The organism is Listeria sp. MAN/IMW/UF555 (assembly GCF_058684075.1).
Genome location: NZ_JBZWZS010000003.1, coordinates 132,438 through 158,861, shown reverse-complemented (window position 1 = coordinate 158,861; position 26,424 = coordinate 132,438). Strand labels below are relative to the sequence as shown.

The following is a 26,424-nucleotide window of genomic DNA, read 5'->3' as shown; positions in this document are numbered from 1 at the left end:
ATGAATAGAGAGGCTTTATTAATTGTTAGTAACGGGCAGCAATGTCATAAACACCATTTGTCCCCTGAAAAAGTCGTGACAATTGGTAATACAATCGAACACGAAATTACTTATCCAGAACTAGTTGAATCAATGGAAGTTAAATATGACGAAAACTCGTGGAATGTCGGTACAACAGCGCTTCAAGTGAACCAATCCGTGAAAGTGGACAATCTAGCGTTTTATCTTTGCCAAGATTTGGATACGCAAGTGTATGATGTCGTCATGAACATTTCTGTAGCATTTGGCGCGGGAACGGAGAATGATGTTACGATTGATGGCACAAAATCAGACTTTTTACTTTTGCGTGATGCGAAGGAGAAACTGTTTAAATTACAAGTTTTAAATGGCGAAATTTATCATAATTTTTCTTTAGTAACAGAAGACTGCGTTCTAGAACCGGGTGATCAGCTCTATACGGACGGTGTGACGATTACAATCGGAAAAGAAGATATTAGTGTGCTTGCTGTGAAAAATCGCGTGACGAGCAAATTAGCGCCTTTATTCGCTGCGGACAATTCGTTTGGTGAAGACTATCCAGATTATCACCGTTCCCCGCGGATTATTTACCGTGCTCCAGAAGAAAAAATCAGCATGGCGAAACCTTCTAGTAAGCCCTCCAAACCAACAGATGGCTTAATTAAGATAATTTTACCGCCGCTTATCATGGTTGCGATTACTGTGATGATTTCTATTTTCCAACCTCGCGGGCTGTATATTATTATGACCATCGCGATGTCGGCCGTAACGATAACGATGGCGATTATTAATTACGTAAAATCACGCAAAAAATACAAAATTGATTCAAAACAAAGAATCGAGAGCTATGATCTATATTTAAAACGAAAAACAAAAGAATTACACGAAACAAGCGAAAAGCAACGCCATGCCTTAACTTACCATTATCCGGATGTAACTGAACTGGAAAAAATGGCGTTACGCATGGATTCACGTATTTATGAAAAAACAATGTTCCACCATGATTTCTTGACTTTCCGAGTTGGACGTGGCGCCGAAGCAAGTAGTTTTTCCGTCGAATTTCAACAAGAAGAATTTAGTCAGGACAAAGATGAACTTATTGATGAAGCTGTGAAAATCAAAGGACAATATTTATCTATTAATGAAGTGCCAGTTGCGACAGATTTAATGCACGGACCAGTGGGTTACATTGGACCGCGCCGTTTAGTGTTAGAGCAACTTCAAATGTTGGTAATGCAAACATCCCTTTTCCATAGTTATTATGATTTACAATTTATTACCATTTTCCCAGAAGAAGAGAAGGCGGATTGGGACTGGATGCGCTGGTTACCGCATGCGAATATGCGTGATGTGAATGTGCGTGGTTTTGTTTACCATGAACGTTCGCGCGACCAAGTGCTGAACTCGCTTTATCAAATTTTAAAAGAACGTAAACAAGCGCTTACTGAACAAGCGAGTAAGCAGGAAAAATTATATTTCACGCCACATTATGTAGTTTTGATTACCGATGAAAAATTAGTACTCGACCACACAGTGATGGAATTCTTTAATGAAGATCCAAGCGAACTAGGTGTTTCTTTAGTATTCGTGCAGGATGTGATGGAGAGCTTGCCAGAACACGTGAAGACGGTCGTGGATATTCGTGATGCGAAGAGCGGGAACATTATTTTGGAACAAGGCGATCTGGTAAACCGAGCATTCGTGCCTGACCATTTGCCAGCAGATTTTGACAAAGAAGTAATCAGCCGTGCTCTTGCACCACTGAACCATCTACAAAACTTGAAAAACTCTATTCCAGAATCCGTCACTTTCCTTGAAATGTACGGTGTGGAGCGTGTCGAGGAGCTAAACATTGCAGGACGCTGGGCGAAAAATGAAACGTATAAGAGCCTTGCTGTACCACTAGGCTTGCGCGGGAAAGACGACATTGTTCAACTGAATTTACATGAAAAAGCACACGGGCCGCATGGTTTGGTAGCCGGAACAACTGGTTCTGGTAAATCAGAAATCATTCAGTCTTACATTATCTCACTGGGCGTCAATTTCCACCCATATGAAGTCGCATTCTTGCTAATTGACTATAAAGGCGGCGGAATGGCGAACTTATTTAAAAACATGCCCCATTTACTTGGAACAATTACAAACTTGGACGGCGCGCAATCCATGCGTGCACTAGCTTCCATCAAAGCCGAATTGCAAAAAAGGCAACGGTTATTTGGCGAGCACGATGTTAACCACATCAACCAATACCAAAAACTATACAAACAAGGAAAAGCGACCGAACCAATGCCGCATTTATTCCTTATTTCAGATGAGTTCGCCGAGTTAAAATCAGAACAACCAGAATTCATGAAAGAACTCGTTTCGACAGCACGTATTGGGCGTTCACTCGGAATCCATTTAATCCTAGCAACCCAAAAACCAAGCGGCGTCGTGGATGACCAAATCTGGTCCAACTCCAAATTCAAACTGGCCCTAAAAGTACAAAACGCCAGCGATTCAAACGAAATTTTGAAAACACCAGACGCAGCAGAAATTACACTACCAGGTCGTTCATACTTGCAAGTTGGTAATAACGAAATTTACGAATTGTTCCAGAGTGCTTGGAGTGGCGCGGATTATGTGCCAGATAAGGAAAGCACGGATTATATTGATACGACGATTTATGCAATTAATGACTTGGGTCAGTATGATATTTTGACAGAGGATTTGAGCGGATTAGATAAGAAGGATGATTTGACGAAACTGCCGAGTGAACTTGATGCGGTTATTGATCATATTCATGCGTATACGGAGGCTTCTGGGATTGAGGCGTTGCCGAGACCTTGGTTGCCGCCTCTGGAGGAACGTATCTCGTTAGAAAGCATCAGTACTGTTGATTTTGAAGCAAACTGGCGAAAAGATGAAAAGGATTTAGAACTAACATTAGGAGTACTGGACCAACCGCAGTTACAAGCACAAAACGTTCTGCATTGGAATTTAGAAAAAAATGGACATATGGCAGTATTTTCTAGTCCTGGTTTTGGAAAATCAACGTTCATGCAAACAGCTATATTTGATTTAGCAAGAAAAAATACACCAGAATTTTTCCATGCATACCTATTAGATTTTGGCACAAATGGTTTACTTTCACTTAAAGGTTTACCACATGTTGCAGATACATTTTCCATTGATGAATCAGAGAAAACGTTAAAATTAGTAAGGCTTCTTAGTCGAGAAATTAAAGAGAGAAAACAATTACTAAGTAAATTTAGCGTAGCCAGTTTGAAAATGTATGAAGAAATAAGTGGCGATAAAAAGCCAATTATTCTACTAGCAATTGATAACTATGATGCAATTAGAGAAGTGGATGATTTTGTAGCAAACCTTGAACCAACAATCGTTCAGATAGCAAGGGAAGGGGCTAGCTTAGGCATTCATTTAATGATTACAGCTAATAACCAAAATGCTATGCGTCTACAGCTACTGTCTAACATTAAAACGCAAATAGCTTTACACCTGAATGAGAAAAATGAAGTAAGCGGTATTGTAGGTAGAAGTGACTACACCATTGAAGAATTACCAGGTCGAGGTTTAATTAAGGTAGAAGAACCAACATTGTTCCAAATGGCGCTCCCAAATAATGGAGCCGAAGCAATCGAAATAATCAAGAACAATCAAGATGAAGCAGAGAAAATGGCTGAAATTTGGGCAGGCAAAAAACCGCAATGTATACCAATGGTTCCAGAAACATTAAGTTTTACTCACTTTACCGATCATATGCAAACCAAGAAAATGCTTGAAATGAAATCAATACTACCAATTGGTTTAGAGTATGAGTATGCTAGCCCTGTAGAAATATCATTAGAACAGCACAATCTAGCTATCATCATGCCAACCATAGAATTAGTTCAGCAAATTATCACAAACAGTAGTCATCTACTTGTCAAAAAAGAATTAAGAGAGTTAGTTGTCTTTGATATTCCTTCAATGGAATTAATGAAATTAAAAGAGCTGCCACTAACTTACATTACAAATAGTGAACGAATAGAGGGTAAAATTGATCTTCTCTACGGAGCGTTTAAAACGGCAGAACAAGCATATTTAGAAGAATTACAATCAAACAATACAATAACAAAAGAAGAATACTTCAAAAATATGCCACCTGTAGTCGTTGTTATCTATTCAACTGTTCAGCTATACAACCAACTATCATCAAACGCGCAAAAACAATTACTAGAGATGTTAAAATCAGATGGTAAAATGGGAGTACAATTCATTATAGGAAATGACTTGGGAAGTATGGCGAAAGAGTACAGCCCAATTGGAGATACTATTCGCAATTCCAAACAAGTTTTACTAGGCGCTCGATTTGCAGACCAAGCAATTTACAGCCCAACAATCAGAATTGTACAAGAAAAACCACTAGCTCCTCAAGAACTGTATTTACTAATAGAAGGAAATGCAGAAAAACTTAAGATACCAAAAGGATAAAATACCGAAGCAGATAGGAGAACAAATGAAGAGAAAAATCATCGGTTTATTGGCAAGTTTATTATTATTAGGAGGATGTTTCAATATGAATGAGAAAACAGAGCAAGAGAAAGCGCAAGAAGGCACTACGCCCGTGCAGGATTATGTAGGACAGGGATATTCATTTGTAGATGGGGATAAATCGGCAGAAAGAGTGAAGAAGCATGAGGAAGAGATTAAACAAGTAGCTATTGATTACATGAAAACAAAATACAAAACAAATGTAAAAGTAACTAATGTGGTACCAGCTCGCAATGCAGCAGTTGTTATTGTGGAATGCAAGAAACCAATTCAATTTACGACATCTGTTACGGTGGGCTTTATTTTAAACAAGGACGAGGTAGGATTTCCTAAAGAAGAGGAAGGCGAAATTGAGCAGGCTGTTATAGGAGGCTTATATGCAAAGGCGTATGAGACAGAATTTAGACATTTAAATGACTTTGCAGAAGAAGCAGCACAAAAATATAATCTACTTGGAATGACTGATGAGGCTTTAGTTAAAGCATCTCCCTATGGGAATCAAGGAAAGTACTATTTTATTACACTAGCATATCGTGAGTTTTTAAGTGTATATAATGCGTATTTAGAAAATCCTCAAATTTCAGTAGAAGAATTACGAGCTTTATTCAAAAAAGATGATTCGACCAGTGAAAATATAACCATTGCAATGAATTTCTTTTCAGAAGAGGACAAGCTACCTAAACAAGACGTGGTGGATAATTTAGCTAAAGATTTCGAACGAGAATTAGGATTACCCAAAGGTAACTATCCTTTCGTAATATATAAGAATTTTATAGTAAACAGAGTAGGGTTGCCAGATGGAGAGAATATAGAGGCAGAAATATCAGTTAAATGAGAAGGAGTTAATCATAGATGACAACAAATTTAAAAACACCAGATACTGATTTAATTGAATTAAGTGGGAAATGGGTATATACACACCCCAAAAAAAATCGAAAACTATATGTTAATGAGACGGTGTATAAAGTTATAGAAGGTGAATACAACAAATCTTCTGGTCTCGACTACATGGTCGTAGAAAACCTAGCCACAGGCGAAATCAACATGGTCTTCGAAGGCACGCAAGGCACCCAAGATTTCCTAACAGATGGAACACTCCCTGGGTCTATTCCCAACACTCAATTAAGAGAAGCTGACGCAGCATACAAAAAAGAAAGTCAAAAATATAATATTAAAAATGTCGCAGGAAACTCTCTAGGCGGTGGTTTATCTAATTATGTAGCTTCTAAAAATGATGGCATAAGGAGTGTCACATACAATCCAGCTATCCTACCAAAAGGAACGTACGACAAAAATAATTCGAGAATTACTAACTATTTAAGTGAATATGATCCACTAACCTTAGGGGAACGTGGGGCAGGATATGGAGATCGGCTACCAGGAGAATCACACATTCTTCAAAATAATGTCCCTTGGCTGCAAACCATTCTTTCTAATCATACGGGTTATGATGATGCAGGTGTCACTGTTAATGGTAAAAAAATTCCCATTGATGCGGATGCTTATCTTCCAGTCGGTATTTGGAGTGGAAAGGTTTTGACGGGTGGAGGAAAAGGGCAGAAAATCGATATGAATCCGGACAATATTCGAATTTTAGCCAATAGTTTACGGACGCGAATGACAGAGCAAGTAAATGCAGGGCAGTTTTATTTAGATACAGCTGTTGACTTAGTGAATAATGAGGGAAGTCATTTGGATGATAGAACGGTTTCTTTACAGAAATCATTTGAAAACTTGTTGGGGGAAGGAGAATTTGGAGGAATTATTACTTCGTTTGCTAATTATGCTGAGTTTCGAGATGGAATGGAAGAAGCTAATCCAGTATGTTTTGCGGCATTAGATGTGATGCAGAGAGTGAGGACTTTACCAATATTAGGAGAGTTGCTAGATGTGGTTTCAGGTACTTTCTTAAGTGTTGGAGGTTTTTTGAGTGATATTCCGATTCTTGTTGGAGACCTTGCTTTAAAGATAGAGGATACAATGGATCAAGTATCGAAAGTCAAAATGCAGGCTATACCGGAACTGTTTAAAGGAATTGATAATCAGTACTTGAGCGATGGAATGGTGGCAGAACTAAAAGAACATTACAAAATAGTGGACGAAAATAAAGATTTGGTCGTTAAACAAGTATTAACTTTTAGCTCTCAAGTCACGTATGTATCGAATGAACTTGAAAAAGCAGATAAACTTTTAAGCGCAACGCAAAAAGTACAAAGTGTTGGAGCGCCGCCAGCGACTCAAGCGTATGGTTTAAAAGAATCAAAGGCCTTGAAAGACGGGATGGGGAAGAAACAGCGCTTATTAGATAGAAACTATAAAGCATTCACTAATAAAACAACTAGCTTATTAATACCAGCATTAAGTGGGGTTTATAGTATTGTCAATCAATTAAAACAAGCCATTAGATCAGCTATACAGCACTTGAAAAATCTTCAATCGGGCTTTTCAATGGTGAAAATCCCCTTTACAGATGTAGACAATCAAGTAAGAGAGCAAATAAGCGAATATATTAGAAAACTCCAAGAAATCTTATTGACAGTAAAAGGTGTAGGAAGCGCAGTAAAAGATTTGCAATCAAATTTACCAAATGTGTTAGCTGCCTATCGTCCTTATATTGACACGGCATTATTTGATGGCACAAAATTCCGGGATGTTATTTTGTTAAATAAAGCAGCAGCAAATATCTTCCGCAGTGCGGAAATGATTTTTGGGGATATTAAGCATCAATTAAGTGGAAACGATTCAGCAGCTATTTCTGCATTAGATAAGTTAGCTGTAAAAACTAGTAAAAACATGAAAATTTTATTAGAGCAAATAAAGCGTGGGAGTATTAATGTTTAGTAGTTGAGAAATTAAATTGGTAAAAATTTTATTGGGGAAATATTTTCATGCTAAATTCACAAGGGACATGGACGGTATAGTCGCGGGAATTGTGTGTTTAAGCGTTTTATATCAGAAGTTAAAGGGATAGTGGGGCTGGCAAATATAAAGAGCGAAAAAGAGAAGAAATCGAAAGTTAACCGAAAAAATGAAATAGAATTTTTTCGACGAATTTCAAAGAGAGAACAGAAACTAACTATGTGCGGGAACAAGTAGTCTAAGATGAGGGGAAAGAATCTTAGGCTACTTAGCGTATGCAAGAGTTTACAGTTCTACATACATCTACCAAAAAACATCTATGTTAATTTTCCTGGTACCCCCAATCTCCCCACCTGCTATACTAACTCCATCCTAACAAATGGAGTTGAAACCAATGACAAAAAACTTTAAAAAACTAAAATCCCTACACGAACTCCCCGCCCCACTAATCCTCTACAACTGCTGGGACGTCGCTTCCGCCAGAGCAATTCAACAAGGAGGAGCATCAGTAATAGCGACAAGCAGTTATGCAATTGCAGAGTCACTCGGCGTAGTGGACGGGGAGCATTTAACTTTTGACGAGATGTTTTCAGTTATTTCGCGCATTGCCGAGAATGTGAGTTTGCCGCTGACGGTGGATATAGAGACTGGGTATGCTAGAAATTTGGAGGAACTGGCTCAGAATGTGGAGCGGTTGCTGGCGATTGATGTTTGTAGCGTGAACGTGGAAGATCAGCTTATTGGTGCTGCAAATCCGGGGTTATGCAGTACTGAGATGCAATGTGATAAAATCAAGACAATCAAAGAAACGGCAGCGAAAATGAGCACGGAAATTTTTATCAATGCGCGTACAGATGTCTTTTTCCAAGGGCGGGATGAGACGATAGACTTGGTGGAAGAAGCGATTGACAGGGCAAAGGCATACAAGGAGGCTGGGGCAGATGCTATTTTTATTCCGGGTCTGCTATCACCAAAATTAATTCGCGCATTTGTTGAGAAATCACCACTTCCGGTCAATGTCATGAGGATGGATGGGATGCTCTCAAACGAGGACTTACAAAAAATCGGTGTGAAAAGAATCAGTTATGGACCGTTTAGTTTTTTTCAGGCTAATTTAGCGATTCAGCAGGAAGTTGAGCGGATTTTCGAAGGAGGGAAAGTCTTGTGATAACGAATCAGCGGGATATTGATAAATATTACGACATGTTAGTGGAGAAAAATTCGAATTATGAAGGAGTATTCTTTGTCGGAGTAAAAACTACTGGAATACTCTGTCGCCCAACGTGTCCGGCGAAGAAACCTTTAAAAGAGAATTGTGAGTTTTTCAGTACAGCCAAGGAGGCGCTACTTGCATCTTACCGGCCTTGCAAGCGTTGTGAACCGCTCTCCAATCCGACGAAATTGTCGCCAGCTGTGAAGTTACTTGTCGATGCAATTGAGAAAAATCCGGAGAAAAAATGGACTGATAAAGATTTTGATGAATTATCCATTAGTGCAAATACGGCGCGGCGCCAGTTTAAGAAGCAATTTGGGATGACTTTTATTGAGTACGCGCGTTCGCGGCGGCTTGGACTTGCTTTTAAGCATATTCGGAGCGGGGATTCGATTATTAATGCGCAACTTGATAGTGGTTATGAGTCTGGAAATGGGTTCCGAGATGCTTTTTCAAAAACGATGGGAGATGTTCCTCATAAATCAAAAGATATAACCATTTTATACTCCGCTTGGCTTGAAACTAAACTTGGATCAATGCTCGCAATTTCCGATGATGATAGTCTATTGCTTCTGGAATTTGTTGATCGAAAAGGATTGGAAACAGAAATTAAAAAATTACGAATGCGCTTAAACGCGGCTATTACACCTGAAAAAACAGTAATAATTCAACAAATAGAAGCCGAATTAGCGCGATATTTTAATGGAGAGTTGATTGATTTTAAAACACCGATTCGCTATATAGGGTCAGATTTTCAACAAAATGTCTGGAAGGAACTGCGACGAATTCCGGTAGGTGAAACGATTTCGTACAAAAGGTTGGCAGAAAAACTAGGGCGTCCAACAGCGAGTCGAGCCGTGGCAAGAGCAAATGGGGCTAACCAATTATCCATCATCGTCCCGTGCCACCGTGTAATCAATACTAACGGAGCATTAGGAGGTTACGGCGGCGGTCTTGCCCGAAAAGAATGGCTAATTAAACATGAAAAGATGGTTCCAAAGTAACGCGGAACCATCTTTTTTCAATTATTTAACCCGTATTCCAAACAACGGCATCAAGGCAGGAGCATGAGAAAAATCAATGCTCACGCCCTTCAAATCTTGCGGCATCGCAGTAATAGACTCAAAAATGCAAGAACTAAGATCAATCCCATTTAGCGCACAATTCAAAAACTGAGCTTTATTCAAGTCAAGTCGTTCCAAATAGGTGTCGACCAGTTGAGCCCCGCTAAAATCGCTATTCGTATACGCACCCGCTTCAAATGCCACCCATTTCAAGTTAGCATAGCGAAAGGCAACATAATCCGCATAACAATCCACAAAAACGCAATTTCTAAGCGTAGCATCACTGAAATTCACACCAATTAATTTACAATTTTCAAAACGTACCCGATGAATAACGGCGCCCATTAAATCTAAATTCGACAAATCGCAATTTTTAAATACAACATCAGTCAAATTCGCACTTACAAGAGAAACCGAATCAAAAACACAACCATCAAAAATAATTGTTTCTAAATGAAAATGCTCGAAAATTTCCCCAGTTAGCGTCGTTTTTCTAAAGATTTGCTCACTAACTTCTCCAATATCTTCAATAAAATATGTATCATTCGGATAAACCGTCAAATCCCCATCAGGAATCCGCGGCGCAGTAATTTTTTTCATGATTTCAAACCTCGCTTCCGCTTCCATTATATCGTATTTTGCTTGGAAAAGGTGCGTAAAATCGTTTACCTTTCATAAAAAACGGATTACAATGAAATAAGGGTAAAAATGGCACTTGAGGAGTGAAAGAGATGACAGCAAGCGTATTTGTAGCAGGAAAATTACTACCAGAAACGATGGAAGCTCTAGATAAATGGGATGTAAAAACGTACAAAGGCAAAGAAAATATTACGGAGTCTGAGCTAATAAAAAACGTTATGGATGTGGAAGCAATCATTTGCCCACTTTCTTCACCAATTACAGCAAAAGTACTGGAATCTGCTAAAAATCTTAAAATCGTAGCGAATATTGGCGCTGGTTTTGACAATATTGATGTAAAAAAAGCGCAAGAGCTGGGCATCGCGGTAACTAACACACCGGATGTATCCACGGAAGCGACAGCGGAATTAACTCTCGGATTGATTTTAGATGTGGCGCGAAGAATTTCAGCAGGTGACCGTTTATGTCGTGAAACACCTGAGCAATTTAAAGGGTGGGCGCCGACATTCTTTTTAGGCACGGAATTAAGCGGTAAGACACTGGGAATTATAGGTTTAGGGAGAATCGGTCAGGCTGTTGCAAAACGCGCGGCTGCTTTTGGAATGAAAATCATTTACTCTGGGCACCACCCGAAAGATGCAGCGAAACAGTGGGATGCGGAGTTTGTAAGTCAGGATGAACTATTGAAGCGCAGCGATGTTGTGACGATTCACGCAGCATATAGTCCGAGCTTGAAACATTTGTTGAATGAAACAACACTAAATACAATGAAGTCGAGTGCTTTTTTAATCAATGCGGCTCGCGGTCCTGTTGTAGAAGAATCTGCATTAATTAATGCGCTCGAAACAGGTGTTATTGCTGGTGCTGCGCTTGATGTATTTGAATTTGAACCTAAAATTGGAGCTGAACTAGGCAAACTAGAAAATGTCGTTTTAACACCACACATCGGTAATGCGACCGTAGAAACCCGCACAGAAATGGGTCGAATGGCCATTTCGAACGTCGAAGCAGTTTTAGCCGGAAAACAACCATTACATTCCGTTTACTAAGTTAAGAAATACAGTCATGGCAAGGTGCTGTGGCTGTGTTTTTACACCAAATTATGGTATAATGTTTTTTGTCGGAATACGACGAGGGTTGTTAGCTCAGTTGGTAGAGCAGCTGACTCTTAATCAGCGGGTCGGGGGTTCGAAACCCTCACAACCCATATTGGAAAGCCGTTTAAACAATGTGTTTAGGCGGTTTTTTGTTTGCAAACTTTTAAAGTAGCTGGTATATGTCGAAAAACATTCCGTTCATCATATTTTAGTTGTACAGTTCGTCTTCCTGTTATATCCTTATATAAGTACATAAATACATCATAGAAAGAGAGCTAATCCATGAAGATGAAGAAATGGTTCACCGTAATTTTGGTAGTAGTAATTTGCTGTGCAGTAGTATTCGGAATAAAGTGGTTGTTATATAGAGACAACCTTGTAGAAATGATGAAAGTTGACGACGTTCTATATATAGTGACGTACGAGCCGGCACAAAAAGAGGATGCTTTGGAGAAAATTGGTGAGATAGAGCATAGAATTCGCCATTACCGAATACCAAATAAAAATTTCACCTCTAATTATTTAAGTGAAGGAACAGAACTTTATAAAGCGAAAAATGGGGATGAGATTCCAAGGACAATTCTGTTTAAAGAGAACGGAGAATATTACATTGCATCGGAAACTATGGAGCAAAAATAGCAGTTTTTTAGCAAATTTTGATTGAAGTCAAGCTTAAAAATGGGAATTATTAATAAAAATATAACAATATAAACTAATGGAATAGTACAATAGTGATGGTTTTAATAAAAAAAGAAGCGTTATTTGATGAAATTTTATCGAATATCGCTTCTTTTTTAGCTATTTTGATATTGTTTAAGGAAATCGTTTTTTTTTGGTTCTTTTTGTTAATTAAGTTCTATCAATGATTTTGGAGTTTTCTGAGATTTTGTTCAAATGGCAAATGTTACGAAATAGTGTCTAAGAGAGTCTCTTTTCTCGTAAATTAGGTGTAATTGCCTGTACGAAAATATTTTGTTTTCTAAGATAATAAGTTTGTGATGGAATTTCAGAAAGGATGATTACACAAATGAAGTATATTGAATACCATGATTACATTAAAAGAGATGCGATTATTTACGCTTATTTACTTGATAATTTTTCTTATGTCTGCAAGCAAATTAAAGCATGGGAAAGCATTACGATAGATAGAGAACACGTATTGTTAGTAAAAAGCGGAACATTAATTGAAGAAAGTGATGGAAAGAAAAAAGGAATCGTTCGCTGCTTCTTTCAAAAGAATCTCATTTTCCCAACTAGAAATCCAGTGGTATTAAAAGCTCTAGAAACTTCTGAAATTTGTTTAATAAGTGCAGAAGGTGTATTTGGAAAGTTGGAAGAAGATCAAATTTTATCAAACTTCTTCTTACAAATAGCAGAAAAAAATGAACAAGATTTAAAGAGGCAAGCGTTACTTGGTATTGAAAACTCGAAAAATAAAGTTGTCTCTACTCTCAATTTTTTATTAGAAAATAACTTATCTAATACCACATTACCAGTTTTCCCAGAATGGCTTCAAATAAATATTCTGGCCAAATTAGCAAACTGCTCCATTTCCACGATATCTTCTACCGTAAATGAATTACACAACAAAGGAATGCTGGATATTAAATCTTCTCCATGGAAACTTAAAGGACGCGAAATGAGACTTGAATACTTTGAACGAGATGTTCAAAAAGTAGCGGATTAATTTAAAAAGAAAACAAGAAATGAATGTTTTCTAATGGTACAAGACTTGAAGCAACATCTCAAGTTCTTTTCCAAGCATAAAAAATATACACACAAACGAGGTGGAAGTAGGACTTGAAGAAAAATATTTTAGTCGTAATTATTGTTTCAGTACTTGCTATAAGCGCAATTGTTTCAGCATTTTTTCTAACGCGAAATGATGCTTATGCTATTGAAACGGAAGGGTTTACCTACAGCCCTAAAGGAAAACTAGTTACTTTTTCACCGGATGCAAAGTACAACGATGCTTGGCTTAATAACGAAAAAACTATTTCGGATGGAAAAGAAGTAAAGCCGATCAATTTGGCGAGAACATTATTTTTAAAAGATGGACGAATTCAATTTTTAGGTAAAAGTGTAGCTATTAAAAGTGCATCAGACCTAATTGAGATGCCGTCAAAAACATCTGTCACTGAAAGCAAAGGAACGTATAAAGCAACAGACACAAAAGACAAAGCGATTGCACAACTTCCAAAAGGCACAGTAGTTAAGCTTGCTGAAGGACGTTACATTATTTTAGATAATGCCTATTTGAAGAACAAAAAAGGACTTAACAAAAAATTACCCAAAAACACAATAGTTTCCATTGACGAGAATAAGAAAGTTTTATTAATGGGAGAAAAAACTTTAGAAGAGTTAGCTGGCGATGATGCCTATATTGAGATGGAAAATAATCGTTATCAATTTGATTTAAGTAAAGAAATATTAGTTAGTCAAACGGATAATGAAGAAGATATTGATATTCGGTCGATTAAAGTCGAAATAGATGACAAAGCTGAAAACCGTAATCTAAAAGCGACAAAAGAAACAACAGATAAAACAACAAAAGATGAAACGAAAAAACAAGAAGAAAAAAACAACGAACAAACAAAAACAGAAACAAATACAAATCAAGCTACAAATGATAATACAAATAAGGCAGAGGGAGCAAACAGATCTGCTAATGGCGGGGACACTGGAACAACTACTAAGGGTAACGCAAATGAAGGTGGAACCACAAAAGACAACCAAAATACTACAGATGTCGATAAAGCGAATGAAATTATCAAAAAGCTAAACGAGGCTGAAGGACTAAAGACATTCCAAGTACCAATTGTCGATGTTGAATTAGCAGTTGAAGGACAAAAAGCTTCAGCAAAATTAAAGCTAACAGATTCTTCCGAACGACTGCAATCCTTGGAAGCAATTCTTTATGACAGTGAAAATAAAGTTGTGAAGAAAGTAGCATTAAGCTCTTCAAAAGCAAATCAAACTTTTGATTTTAATAGTTTGAAATACGGCGAAAGCTACCAAGTCGTTGTGCAAGGGAAATATAAATCCGCCAGCGACAAAATACAAGAGACGATCTTCTTCCGCCAAACAGTAGAAGCTAAACCAGTTGTATTAACGCCAAAAGTTATCGAACGCGGCGAAAATTATTTAACAGCTGAGCTAACTGCAACAGAGCTATACGGCAAAATAGATGAATTAGTCTTAAGAGTTAAAGAAAACAACAGTAATGTAGCTACTTCGAAAACGGTGAAAGTTGATGCTAATAAGCTAACGCAAAACGGCAAAGTAGACGTTAAATTTGATTCGTTAAATAGTAGTAAAGAATACATTATTGAGATGGAGAAATTAGTAGTTGATGGTAAAGAAGTAACTGATGATAATTGGTATTTCATTGCATCTACACTAAAAGCAAAACCATCAATGGCAGGAATAGACCTTTCATATAGTACTGAAAAAGGTGAATTCACTGCCGTACCAATCAATCTAATCGATACAGATAATTCTATTACTAACATACGCTATGTAGCTTATTTAGAAGAGGATTACAAAGCAAACGGCCAGAATGCAAAAGAATATGCTTATTCTGTTGTCAATGCAAGTCAAAAGAAAACGGCGGTAAAAGTTGGACGTACGGTTGATATGAGCGATGGAAATTACGTTTTTGTAGCGTACATTTCTGGTAATAATAATCAATCTGACTTTACGTTTGCTACACCAGTTTCTAATGCCGTAGTGGTCGGATTGAAAAGTAAACCAACTGTAGAATTTTCTTTGAAAGAAGCAGAGCAGGATAAACTAACAATCAATTATGAAGTTTTTGATGCAGATAATACATTACTTTACGATAATTTGACGCATCCAACCTTAAAACTTTATAAATCTGATGCACAAGGAATGTACGATGGAAGTCCAGTTGCTACTGTAGATCTTAGAAATAAAAACGAGATTACAAACTTACTTGAATTCGGCGGTTTAGAGAGTGAATCTTATTACGTTGTTGTTATGACAGCTTCTTATAACTTAGATGATGGTGCAGGAATTATGGTAGATCAGCTTATTGGTCAATCCGGAGTGTTCCAAACGAAAGAAATCGCGAAAGTTAATGCTACTTTCACGTTGAAATCCGTAACGACTAACCAAGCTGAAGTTAATATCAAATTATCTGAAGCCGCGAAGAAACTAAACTCCGCGAACTTAAAAATCTATGATAAGAAAAATAACACATTAGTAAAAACAGTTCCTCTAAATGATGATTTTAACAAGTTAATGACTGAAGATGGTGTAACCTATCTTTTTGAAGAACTAGCTATTAATAAAGAATATCTAGTAAAAGTAGAAGATGGTTTAGACAGCGGCATGAACCAAGTCCCAGTTGAAGGTCAACTTGTTTTCAAAACGAAAAAGACATCACCAATAACTGATAAAGTGCTACTTGATTATCAACCGAATAAATTGAAAGTAGGCGGACTAGCAGGTATTGAAGCTACAGAAAAACCACTGATTGATGATTATAATGCAGTTAGTTCCATCACTTATCGTATCTATAAAGTAGATGACTTAAATACGCCACTTGTTGAACAAGAAGTTTCAACAGCGGCTGAGTTTGAAAGACACTCTTACTTTGATCTAACAAATAATGCTTTAGGTCGTGGTTTTGATTACGTAATTAAAGCAGAAGTAATTTGGAACGATAATTATGAAGATCATCGTATTGAAATCAGTTCCGAAACAATTCAAATCAAAAAAGAAAAACCAACTGTTGAATATGAAATTTTAAGAAGAACAGCGACAGAAGTAAAACTAAATGTTTATGTAAGAGACATTGAGGGCGCTATTGTACCTGGAAAACTGGAAATTACTAGCTCAACTGGTGGTTCTGAACAACTTAAAAATGGTAAAAATACAGTAACATTGCCGCTTTCAAGTGAAGGCGCGACAACTATTAAAACAACTGGAGACTATGTTATTACAGCGGGCGAACCAGCAGTAACAACTGACTTTATGACAAAAACTTTAGTAGCGATGAATACTACTGCACCAAAAGCTAGTGCGCAAATCGCATTAGATGAAACTGGTCGGTCTCTAAAAATAACACCTGAACCTGATGATGTGGCAAAAAGTAATGTAATGAAAACAACCTACAGTCTTCAAGAAGCAAAAAGTACAAGCCCAGATTATACAGAGGCTAAAATTGGTGACGAGCAATTTGATCCACAAAACCTTAGCTTGCCATTCGGAAATGTGTGGTTTAACAAATCGCATGAGTTAACTCTCGATATGAAAATGAACTACTCAGAAAACCGAATGAACAATGAGAAGTTATTTGAAAACTATTATGTTTCTATTGATAATAGCTCGGCATTTGTAACCTCGTCTAACGGTGGCTTATCTACAACGAGAAACCTAAATCGTGCAGATGTCTACCGAGTAACGAAAGGTCCAACTGACTCAGAAGGTAATATCGCTGGTGTTAAATTCAAAAACATCTGGACAAACAAGTACATCGCATATCGCGGTGGGGTTATGATAAGCAACAGTGAAACAGCCGATCCATTTAGCTTTAGACGTCAAGAAGACGGAAGCTATGTAGCAGAACTAAATGGTCGTTATGTTGACTTCTCGTCAGGGCTTGTTTCTACGGAAGCAGCGGGCTCAAAAATTGATCTTTATACAGCACTAGAAGGCGTTTCACAAGTCTCGCAAGCAATTACTACTAAAGCTTTAGTAGAACCAGATATTACTGCTGAAGAGGTTAGTATTTATGACAGACGAGTTAAGCTAGATGTTGTTGGTGAAGATAAAGATAATACAACAGTTAAAAAAGATAACGAAAATGAGTTATTTGTTAATGCGTACAAAGAAGATGGAGAAACACTTGTCAAATCTGTTCGAATTGACGGCTTACCAACTCGAGACATTTTCGTTACAGACCTCTCTCCTGACAAAAAATATGTCATCAAAGTAGAAGGTAAATATGATTTGTTAGATGGTGAAGGTCCACAAAATAAAGTTTATTATACTGAAACAATAACTACAGAGAAAAGTCTACCGAGCATGGAATCAACAAGCTACTCATGGAGCCCAGCTTATGGAGCGAGAACAATCAAAGGAAATAACAATTTTATCGATGAAAGTAGCGTTTTAACTAATATTGAGTATCGTTTATATGATGCTTCAACAATAAATGCTGATTTATCCGATTTAGTAGCGCTGGAACAAGAATTAGGCACTAAGACGCCAGCTGCAACTTTTGAAAGTTTATCGAAAACGCCAGAATTTAATCTGTATAACAGTCTTGGTGCTCAGAACTATTCTTCCGGAAAAACTTATGTAATTGCAGCCTTTATGAAAACAAGCCTAGCTAAGGCACCAATTTTCTTAAGTAATGCACAAGCAATTTATATTAATCCGCCAAGAGCAGTTTCGGCACCAATCAAGCTAGAGAACGTTTCTACGAGAGAAGCAACATTGAAATTCTCTTATAACGATCCTGACAGTTACTTTGTTGGTGGAACAAATAAACAGTTCCAATATGTATTAAAAGAAACATCGAATGGTAAAACTGTTAAAAGTGGTGCCTTCACAGGTGGGAATACAGCAAGTTGGCTAAACACCTTCGAGAACTTAGAACCCGCAACAGGTTATACATTAACAATCAGTACAAAATACGATAACTTGGGTGGGGATGGAAGTCAGTCATGGAGTAATAGTTTAAACTTTACGACTGATGCTGAATATGTAACCTCGAACTCACTTACTATTCAACTTGATGCAGCAACTAAACAAATCAAGTTACAAGCAAAAGAAGTGAGTCCGGGATCAACAACCATTGAAAAAATCCAAATGGAGTTCTACGAGTTACTTGATTATGGTGGTAACAACGAGCGAACAAGTTTAGTTGAAAGAAAAACAGTTACTTTACCAAGTTCTTATCCTGGAACAGTTTCTGCAAACTTCAGTGTCGCTGGTAAGAAGCAAAATCAAAGTTTCTTAGGTAAAATGATCGTCACTTACCGCACACAATTAAATGAAGTTAAAACTTATGAAAAAATGTCCAACTTTATTACCTTGCAAGAAGATATTGCGGCGAACTTAAAATCGTTTAGAAAAGTACAAACTACTGACGAAAAAGTAAGCGTGGCATTAGATGCGAAGGAAATGGACAAAGAAGACAAACAAACTTACACGTTTGAACTAAAAGATGAAGCTGGCAAAGTACTAGATACAGAAAAAGTTGCAGCGGAAGATATTGCAAAAACAGTTGATTTATCGATTAAACCAATTAGCAATTATGCAATAACTGTTACTGATGAGAAAGATAAGCCAGTTGCTCTTTACCAAGGAAATAACGATGAAAATAACCTTAAAGCTAATATTACTAAAGATAGCTTTACATTGATGACCGAAGATACCGGTGATGCAAAAACAGAACTTACTGTCACTATTGAACCAAAAGAACTTACTACTATGGAGAAAGTGCAGTCATGGTTCGGAAAAGACTTCAAAGAAACAAAAACGATTAAAAAAGAAGATCTAGATGCCGGGGTCGAAATCGATGCAAATTATCATGATTCGAAAGTTACTGTTAAAGAAAAAGAATCAGGAAAAACTTTTGGGATTATCGAACTGGAGGCAAGTAAATGAAACCTACATGGAAAATAGGTCTAATCGTTGCAGCTGTTCCGTTAATCATTATTTCTGTAATCTTATGGGGGTCCTTTAAGGAGGCAAGATACGATCTTGTCTCCCTCCCTAGTAATGGTGTGGTTCTAAATAATGAACAAGAAACATTGCAATTTCAAAAAGGCCACACACTTTACCGAAGCTGGAATGATGACCAGCTAATCGCTAAAAATGATGAAGACGATACACGTAACCAAATTATGCAAAGCACGATCCTTTATTTAGACAAAGATGCATTAATGTTCACTAAAAACGTCCCAGTCATTGATATAAACGGCGTGAGTACTAAGTTAAAAGGAAGACAAGTATATGAACAAAAAGCTGCTTCCTATCTATATAAAAACTCCGAAATCGCTGAAAAAAGTGTTGTTAAACTAGCTAATCGTCAATATTTCTTGAATGCAGATGCAACACTGTACCTTGGTGGAAAAGAAATTAAGAAAGTTTCTAAACCGCTTCTACTAATAGATAAAACTGGTAGTGTCACTATTTATGAAAATAAAAAGAAAAGCCGTTATTTAGGCCATATGACATTAAAAGTTAACGATGAAACGGTTTTAGATGCTAGTAATGAAACTTATACAATTGGCGAACGCAAGATTGACCTTGCTAGTTTTGGTGGAACAGACAATAAAAAAATCGTTGTTAAAAAAGACGAAAAAGAAGCCGAAAATAAAAAAGCTGCTGAAGATAAAACCGAAGCAAGCGATAAAACAGCGGCTAATGACAAAGAATCAACCAATAAAGCAAGTAACCAAAATGGATCATCAAATGGTGGTCTAAATGCAACGAAGAAATACGGAAATGATTTAAAGGCTGGCAGTGGTTCATCAGAAACAGCCTCTAAAGGTAATACGGGTGGTTCACCTGGAAAAGCTCAAAAAGATTTAGAGGAAATTGATAATTACGAAGCAGTCCTTAAAAAAATCGAGGAATTGAACAAGAAATTGGAGCGAAATATTCCAGTACTCAGAATTGGATATATTGCGCCTGGCGTAACTAGTGCGAAAGTTAGCTATAGTTACTCGGATCCAAATAATACCTTGATTGGAGTAACTAAAATCAGTGTTGTAGACGAAAAAACTGGTAAAACAGTTAACACTCGCTATGTATCAGCTGTTGATACAGAAGCAACACTAACAGGTCTTTCTCCAAATGGGAAGTATCATCTTGAATTCACTTATCAGTACGATTTAGGAACAGATAAAGGCATTCAAGAAGTTAAAATGAAGAGCGAATCTTTTACAACCCAATCAGTTTCAGCAGTTTACCAAATGCAAAGTGTTACGAGTACGTCAATGAAAGTAAACATTTCTCTAGATGCACAAATAGAAGATGTTAAACGCGCTCGTATCAAAGTTAAACAAGCAAATGGTGATTCTTTCTATATGAATGTTGGTACAAACTTCATTAACGGCAACGGAGAACTTCTAAATGTAACAGACTTATCTCCAAGTACCGCATATCAATTCCAAGCCATCATTGAAATGAAAAATGGCGAAACAATTGAATTAAATAGCTCAGAAAAATACTACACAATGCAGGCAACTGTATTAAGAAGTTTACGAGCTAATTTATCAGTAAATAAAGTTGTTCAAGTTGAGTATGACTGGAATTCCACAGATTACACGATAAATCAAGCTACTGTTGAATTAAAGGATGAAAAAGATCAATCCAAAGTAGATTACAAAATCGTTAATCAAGAAAAAGGAAATATTCGCTTAGTACCAATTACTGATGAAGAAAAAGTTGATTTAGAAGCTAAATTAGTTCTTAAAACAACCAAAAACAATACAAATGAAACAAAAACTTTTGAATATCCAATTAAACAAGACATTGAATATGACAAAGATGCGAAATTCACTATTTCTCTAACACCGTTCCAAACAGAAGACAATAGTGTAAAACAAACAGAAGAAACGGAACAAGAAAAGGCACAAAATGGCGGCTTAACAACTCCAATAGAAGAAGTTCTGGCCCCGCAAAATGCCACTTATGACATGAAATTTACCATGCAGCGCAAAGCAGGCGAGACTTATCGGATTGCCATTGAAAGACGTGCAGCTGGAACAGAGAATAGTTGGACTGCATTCAGTAGTAAAGAACTGCAAGCTGACGAAGCTGGTCTAGTCAATCACATGGAGACAATCTCGAAAATTGCGAAAGAAAATTTTGATTACCGTGTTGCAGTTTATGACACTAATGGCGCACTGCAACTGTACGTATATCAAGAATAGTAGAGGGGCACATCTTCTTCGTGCCCCAATCTCAAACAGAAAGTAGGAAAATAATAATGGATTTAGTAGTTGCATGTAGCGTAATTGGCGCCGCACTAGCAATTGGGCTTGCGACTTTAGGAGCTGCAATTGGACAGGGAATCGCGGTTAGTAGAGCAACAGAAATTATCGGAAAAAACCCGAATGCAAAAAAAGAAGTTATGGGAGGTCTCTTTTTGGGACTCCTAATGATAGTTGCATTAATGCTTTTTGCACTGGCAATTGCAGTCATCTTGCTTTGGGTTAACCCGTTCATATGATAGGTGAGAGCATGGAAAAATTGATTCAAACAATAGTCCTTTACAGTATTTTTGGAGTGGGTTTCTTATATTTACTATATTTTACCTTGCAAAAACTGGAAAATATTTTAACTAGCTTTTTTTACGAAGTTAGCCAAGATAAGTCACTTGAAAAAGAAAGTTTATTACGTCGACTAAAAAGACAAAAGGTCGCTACAAACAAAGAAGAGCAGAAAAATAGGCAATTAGCTATTGAAGCTGAACAAAAAGAGACTATTTTTCTTGAAGAAATCGATCAGTTAGTTGCTCGAAATAGACAATACGAACAAGAATTACAAATGTGGCAAAATGAAAAACCTAAACAAATTGTTGAAGTTCCTAGTATTGAAACAACTCCACATGCACCGTATAAATCACTAAGTAGCTGTGTTAATGAAATCTTGCAAAAAGTATTTGTTGAGTCAGAAGAAGAGGAAGCGCAATTATTTACAGAAGCAATTCGTGAATTTGATGCACTAGTACGGACCGAAAAAATCCGTCTAGCACTTCCATATAAAGTACTTTTACGTTTGTTCGAATTGCATACTTCAGAAGAGCTACATGCATTTACAAAGTCGTTCGAAATGTTCCATGAGCGTGCAAGTAAGCTTTCTGTTAAACAAATTTATCAAAGTAGTTACTTGTCGCCGGAACAAAAGCTTAAAGTTATGCGTGAAGACGGCACATTAGATGAATTAAATCATGAATTTGTTGAGTTCCTATTCTATATGTTGACACATTTCTCTTATCGTCAAACTCGTGGACTTTACAGAAATTATTTAGAGGTTTATAACATTCACTTTTATACAGGGCTTATTCGTGTAGATGTGGCTAGTGATGATGCAGCAAATCATTTTGACAAGCTGTGGCAGCCAACCCATACAAACTATAAAATCGAATATCAAGTACAAAAAGAATTAATTGGTGGAGTTATTATCAATTATGGAACAAAGTCGATTGATATGAGCTATCAGGAACTAATCAAACGCACAACAGAAAAAATGGAAGCGGAAGTGAGACTTTGAAAAATATTCATTTTGATATAAACAAATACGAAGCCCATGTGGACTTGGAATATTTAAAAGAAAATGGCAGGGTTGAGAAAATCTCTGATGGTGTAATTTTTTCTTCAGGATTAGAAAATGCGGCACTCCACCAAGCCGTTACAATCGATGGCAGACATCGCGGCGTAATCCTAGAACTAAACGAAGAATTTGTTGGTATCGGCTTAATTGATAAAACAAATGACATTTTAGAAGGAATGAGTGTTTCTGTTACAGATCATTTTATAGAAGTAAATCTTTTTGAAGATATGGCTGGTCGTATTATTGATACTACAGGAAAAATGTTATACGACGTAAGCGATGAACAGCCAACTGCTAGCAGCCCGCTATTCTGTGTAACGCCAGCGATTATGACTATTGATAGTGTAACGCGTCCGCTCAATACAGGACTTGCGGTTATTGATTCGATAACACCGATTGGTCGAGGTCAGCGTCAGTTAATCCTTGGAAATCGCCAATCAGGAAAAACGCAGATTGCTGTAGATACAATAATTAATCAACACAATCAAAATGTGCACTGTATTTACGTAGCAATTGGGTTAAAAGCAGCCTATATTGCAGAGGTTATTGAAACCCTTCGTAAGCATGGCGCAATGGATTATTCCACAGTAGTAGCGACAGCAGCAAGTGATTCTCTTACTGCACAGTATTTAACTCCTTATGCTGGAATGGCCGTTGCAGAAGCGCTACGTGATCAAGGAAAAGACGTTTTAATTATTTTTGATGATTTAACTAAACATGCGGATGCTTATCGAGCGATTACGTTGCTCTTTAATCGTCCACCAGGAAGAGAAGCATATCCTGGAGATAGTTTTTATATTCACTCGAGTCTCTTAGAACGAGCGGTACAAATGAATCAGGATCATGGCGGCGGCTCAATCACAGCTATTCCAATGATTGAAACACTATCGGATGATGTAACAGCGTATATTCCAACAAACGTTATTTCTATCACAGATGGTCAGTTATTCTTAAAATCCGATTTGTTCAACCGTGGTCAAAAACCTGCAGTGGATGTCGGTGTATCAGTTTCCAGAATCGGTGGAGACGCGCAACATCCAATTATTCGTAAACTTAGTAAGAATTTAACGCTTATCCTTTCTCAGTACGAGGAATTAAAAGAATTACTTGATTTTGGTAATGCACTTGATGATGGAAGTATGAAAATGGTAACAGATGGCCGTATGCTAACAGAGTTATTTAAACAAAACATTTTGAGCCCACTATCTGTGACTGAATTAATCACCATTTTATATGCTTTCCAAAATGGCTTTTTAACAAAAATGGCGCCTGCTAATGTTCAATCGTTCAAAGGCTTGTTATTAGAAAAAGCTCATGCGCATCAGAATTTTGAAGAATTCTCGAACCAAATAGAGGAAATTAGTGAACTGAATGAATCACATGTCAAAATGTTAGAAGAGATTATTCAGGAAGCGGGGAGGCCTTTCAGTTGAGTAGCATAGATCAAGCGCGAAAAAAGATTAAAGCATTGAACTCAACTTATAAAATTGTCCACGTAACGGAATTAGCAACCCTTGGTAAACTTTCTGGACTACGGACAAAAGCCGAAGCAGCAGTTAGTTATTACGAAACTATCTTGAAAAGTTTGCGTTGGGTTAGAAAAACAATGTACAACGGTAATAATTTACAAACAACCGAAGAGAAGAACGTCACTGCCCTTGCAATTACATCTGAACGAGGACTATGCGGAGCCTACAACAGTGAAGTATTTGCTGAAATAGACCGGCTGATTGAAACACTTGGAAATCAAGTTACAATCAATTGGATCGTAGTGGGCGAACAAGGTCATCGCTATTTAACGAAACTAGGTCAGAATATTAGTGAATACTTGCAGTTCTCACTTGAAAATATTGATTTGGAAACAACTACAGAAGTAACAGCAGATTTTATTGACCAAATCAATAAACAAGAAATGGATGCTTTATACGTTATCTTCACGAAATACTTCAATGCAGTTCATTCAGAAGCAATGTGCGAAAAAATATATCCGGACATTCCTGAAGGACCAGATGCAGAAACCATTGAAGTTGATTATGTGCTAGATATTGAGACAGATGATGAACAAGTAGAGCAATTGTTACTAGAAAATTATCTATGTGGTCTGCTTTATAGTATGTTTCGTTATTCGGTTGCAAGTGAGTACTGTATGCGCCGGATTGCGATGAAACAAGCAAAAGATAATATTCATAAACAGCATGAAGAAGCCGTTTTTGATGCTAGAAAAAAAGCATTGCAACAAAAAACAGGCGAGCTATTAGATATTATCAGTGGCGCACAGACGATCAGGAAGGAAGAAGAATAAATGAAAAAAAACATAGGAACCATTATTAGTATTAGTGGTTTTGTTTTAAAAATCGAATTTAATGAGAGCGAACTACCTGAAATCAGCCATGCGCTTGAATATAAAACACATCAAGGCACCTATTTAGCAGAAGTTGTTCAACATACAGGAATTAACACTGTTTCAGCGATTGCGATTGGTGAAGTTAGTGGTCTAGCCCGAGGAGCAGAAGTTATTAATCTAGGGCATCCTATTGAAGTTCCTGTTGGAGAAACTGTACAAGGTCGTATGTTAAATGTTTATGGGAAGGCAATTGATGGCTTACCAGAACCAGAAGCAGAAGTTAAATGGCCAATTTTTCGGGAACAACCTTTACTTCGCGAACTTGATACAAATAAAGAAATTCTATATACAGGCATTAAAGTTATAGACTTGATTTGCCCCATTTTAAAAGGTGGTAAAACAGGACTTTTCGGTGGTGCTGGTGTAGGAAAATCAGTATTAATGCAAGAGTTAATTAACAATATCAGTATGATGGGCGGAAATTCCGTTTTCACTGGAGTAGGTGAGCGCGTCAGAGAAGGTATTGGTTTATATAATGAATTAGAATCAAGTGGGGTTTTACCTCAAACAACAGTTGTACTCGGGCAAATGAATGAATCGCCTGGCGTACGTATGCGTGTAGCACTTACTGGCCTTACGATAGCGGAATATTTGCGTGATGAAGAGAAAAAAGATGTTCTATTGTTTATCGATAATGTTTTTCGTTTCATTCAAGCGGGTTCTGAAGTATCTTCCTTACAAGGTAAAATCCCAATTACAGGTGGATATCAATCGACCCTTTCAAAAGAAGTTGGTGACTTCCAAGACCGCATCGCGTCGACTAAGAATGGTTCGATTACGTCCATTCAATGTGTATTTTTACCAGCTGATGATATTGATGACCCTTCCGCAGTTGCAACATTTAGCCATTTAGACTCAACGATTGTACTTGAGCGTTCGATAGCAGCATTAGGTATTTTCCCAGCTGTTAACCCGCTTCAATCGTTCTCACGGGCGCTTAATCCAACTTTTGTTGGGGAACGTCATTATCAGTTGGCAGTTCAAGTCAAATTTATTTTACAACGTTACATGGAGTTGCAAGAAATTATCAACGTTCTTGGTATGGCTGAGTTGAGTGATGAGGATAAAAAACTCGTTCATCGCGCAAGGAAAATTCGTAACTTCTTATCACAACCATTTTATGTTTCTGAAAAATTCACTGGTACAGAAGGAATATTTGTGGAAATTGAAGACTTGTTGAGTAGCGTTGAACGTATTTTGAATGGTGAATATGATGAACGTTCTGAGCGGGAATTCTTGTTTATCGGATCCTACAAAGATTTGAAATAGGAGGAGAGG

General features: G+C 37.3%; 16 protein-coding genes and 1 tRNA gene. 16 read left to right on the top strand and 1 reads right to left on the bottom strand.

Annotated elements, in window-relative coordinates; translation table 11 throughout:
* The 5 genes from essC to AC4PG8_RS10540 all read left to right on the top strand — a co-directional run bounded on the left by essC (position 1) and on the right by AC4PG8_RS10540 (position 9,627).
* Positions 1–4,491, top strand: coding sequence for a type VII secretion protein EssC (gene essC, locus AC4PG8_RS10560; protein WP_492170341.1), 4,491 nt, complete (start codon positions 1–3; stop codon positions 4,489–4,491).
* 25 nt (positions 4,492–4,516) lie between these two features.
* Positions 4,517–5,386, top strand: a complete 870-nt coding sequence (locus AC4PG8_RS10555) for a DUF1672 family protein (RefSeq protein ID WP_160464682.1) — start codon at positions 4,517–4,519, stop codon at positions 5,384–5,386.
* A gap of 17 nt (positions 5,387–5,403) precedes the next feature.
* Positions 5,404–7,392, top strand: a complete 1,989-nt coding sequence (locus tag AC4PG8_RS10550) for an SA1320 family protein (RefSeq protein ID WP_185540995.1) — start codon at positions 5,404–5,406, stop codon at positions 7,390–7,392.
* Between the two features lie 412 nt (positions 7,393–7,804).
* A complete protein-coding gene (locus AC4PG8_RS10545) occupies positions 7,805–8,578 on the top strand; it encodes an isocitrate lyase/PEP mutase family protein (protein ID WP_185540993.1) in 774 nt (257 codons plus the stop codon).
* Positions 8,575–9,627 carry a bifunctional transcriptional activator/DNA repair enzyme AdaA gene (locus tag AC4PG8_RS10540; RefSeq protein ID WP_185540991.1) on the top strand — a complete coding sequence of 351 codons (1,053 nt, stop codon included), beginning with the start codon at positions 8,575–8,577 and terminating at the stop codon, positions 9,625–9,627. Before AC4PG8_RS10545 ends, AC4PG8_RS10540 begins: the two co-directional genes overlap by 4 nt.
* Positions 9,628–9,648: 21 nt before the next feature.
* Here the strand turns inward: AC4PG8_RS10540 and AC4PG8_RS10535 are convergent, their stop codons facing one another.
* Positions 9,649–10,287, bottom strand: coding sequence for a pentapeptide repeat-containing protein (locus tag AC4PG8_RS10535; protein WP_033838317.1), 639 nt, complete (start codon positions 10,285–10,287; stop codon positions 9,649–9,651).
* A 131-nt stretch (positions 10,288–10,418) separates the two neighbouring features.
* Here AC4PG8_RS10535 and AC4PG8_RS10530 point away from each other — a divergent pair, with 131 nt between their 5' ends.
* The 11 genes from AC4PG8_RS10530 to atpD all read left to right on the top strand — a co-directional run bounded on the left by AC4PG8_RS10530 (position 10,419) and on the right by atpD (position 26,415).
* The gene (locus AC4PG8_RS10530) at positions 10,419–11,375 is read left to right on the top strand and encodes a 2-hydroxyacid dehydrogenase family protein (protein WP_185540989.1); all 957 of its coding nucleotides are present in this window, start codon (positions 10,419–10,421) and stop codon (positions 11,373–11,375) included.
* 85 nt (positions 11,376–11,460) lie between these two features.
* Positions 11,461–11,533, top strand: a tRNA-Lys gene (locus tag AC4PG8_RS10525).
* Between the two features lie 172 nt (positions 11,534–11,705).
* A complete protein-coding gene (locus tag AC4PG8_RS10520) occupies positions 11,706–12,062 on the top strand; it encodes a hypothetical protein (protein ID WP_492170340.1) in 357 nt (118 codons plus the stop codon).
* A gap of 388 nt (positions 12,063–12,450) precedes the next feature.
* A complete protein-coding gene (locus tag AC4PG8_RS10515; protein ID WP_010990230.1) occupies positions 12,451–13,110 on the top strand; it encodes a cyclic nucleotide-binding domain-containing protein in 660 nt (219 codons plus the stop codon).
* A gap of 113 nt (positions 13,111–13,223) precedes the next feature.
* Positions 13,224–19,064 carry an ATP phosphoribosyltransferase regulatory subunit gene (locus AC4PG8_RS10510; protein WP_492170339.1) on the top strand — a complete coding sequence of 1,947 codons (5,841 nt, stop codon included), beginning with the start codon at positions 13,224–13,226 and terminating at the stop codon, positions 19,062–19,064.
* Positions 19,061–21,340, top strand: a complete 2,280-nt coding sequence (locus AC4PG8_RS10505) for a cell envelope integrity TolA family protein (RefSeq protein ID WP_070752057.1) — start codon at positions 19,061–19,063, stop codon at positions 21,338–21,340. Before AC4PG8_RS10510 ends, AC4PG8_RS10505 begins: the two co-directional genes overlap by 4 nt.
* Positions 21,341–21,396: 56 nt before the next feature.
* A complete protein-coding gene (locus AC4PG8_RS10500) occupies positions 21,397–21,639 on the top strand; it encodes an ATP synthase subunit c family protein (RefSeq protein WP_003721714.1) in 243 nt (80 codons plus the stop codon).
* Between the two features lie 11 nt (positions 21,640–21,650).
* Positions 21,651–22,682: a F0F1 ATP synthase subunit delta gene (locus AC4PG8_RS10495; RefSeq protein ID WP_077957545.1), complete on the top strand. Its 1,032-nt coding sequence runs from the start codon at positions 21,651–21,653 to the stop codon at positions 22,680–22,682.
* Positions 22,679–24,175, top strand: coding sequence for a F0F1 ATP synthase subunit alpha (locus AC4PG8_RS10490; protein WP_070752053.1), 1,497 nt, complete (start codon positions 22,679–22,681; stop codon positions 24,173–24,175). The genes AC4PG8_RS10495 and AC4PG8_RS10490 overlap by 4 nt, the downstream gene beginning before the upstream one ends.
* Entirely contained in the window at positions 24,172–25,044 is an 873-nt protein-coding gene (locus tag AC4PG8_RS10485) for a F0F1 ATP synthase subunit gamma (RefSeq protein WP_045553699.1), read from the top strand. Before AC4PG8_RS10490 ends, AC4PG8_RS10485 begins: the two co-directional genes overlap by 4 nt.
* On the top strand, positions 25,045–26,415 hold the full coding sequence (gene atpD / locus AC4PG8_RS10480) for a F0F1 ATP synthase subunit beta (protein ID WP_003772623.1): 1,371 nt from the start codon (positions 25,045–25,047) through the stop codon (positions 26,413–26,415).
* Positions 26,416–26,424 lie beyond the last annotated feature (9 nt).

What these genes read in the sequence shown, in the direction of transcription:
- essC (WP_492170341.1), top strand. Translation starts at nt 1, where the DNA reads ATGAATAGAGAGGCTTTATTAATTGTTAGTAACGGGCAGCAATGTCAT.
- AC4PG8_RS10555 (WP_160464682.1), top strand. Translation starts at nt 4,517, where the DNA reads ATGAAGAGAAAAATCATCGGTTTATTGGCAAGTTTATTATTATTAGGA.
- AC4PG8_RS10550 (WP_185540995.1), top strand. Translation starts at nt 5,404, where the DNA reads ATGACAACAAATTTAAAAACACCAGATACTGATTTAATTGAATTAAGT.
- AC4PG8_RS10545 (WP_185540993.1), top strand. Translation starts at nt 7,805, where the DNA reads ATGACAAAAAACTTTAAAAAACTAAAATCCCTACACGAACTCCCCGCC.
- AC4PG8_RS10535 (WP_033838317.1), bottom strand. Translation starts at nt 10,287, where the DNA reads ATGAAAAAAATTACTGCGCCGCGGATTCCTGATGGGGATTTGACGGTT.
- AC4PG8_RS10530 (WP_185540989.1), top strand. Translation starts at nt 10,419, where the DNA reads ATGACAGCAAGCGTATTTGTAGCAGGAAAATTACTACCAGAAACGATG.
- AC4PG8_RS10520 (WP_492170340.1), top strand. Translation starts at nt 11,706, where the DNA reads ATGAAGATGAAGAAATGGTTCACCGTAATTTTGGTAGTAGTAATTTGC.
- AC4PG8_RS10515 (WP_010990230.1), top strand. Translation starts at nt 12,451, where the DNA reads ATGAAGTATATTGAATACCATGATTACATTAAAAGAGATGCGATTATT.
- AC4PG8_RS10505 (WP_070752057.1), top strand. Translation starts at nt 19,061, where the DNA reads ATGAAACCTACATGGAAAATAGGTCTAATCGTTGCAGCTGTTCCGTTA.
- AC4PG8_RS10500 (WP_003721714.1), top strand. Translation starts at nt 21,397, where the DNA reads ATGGATTTAGTAGTTGCATGTAGCGTAATTGGCGCCGCACTAGCAATT.
- AC4PG8_RS10495 (WP_077957545.1), top strand. Translation starts at nt 21,651, where the DNA reads ATGGAAAAATTGATTCAAACAATAGTCCTTTACAGTATTTTTGGAGTG.
- atpD (WP_003772623.1), top strand. Translation starts at nt 25,045, where the DNA reads ATGAAAAAAAACATAGGAACCATTATTAGTATTAGTGGTTTTGTTTTA.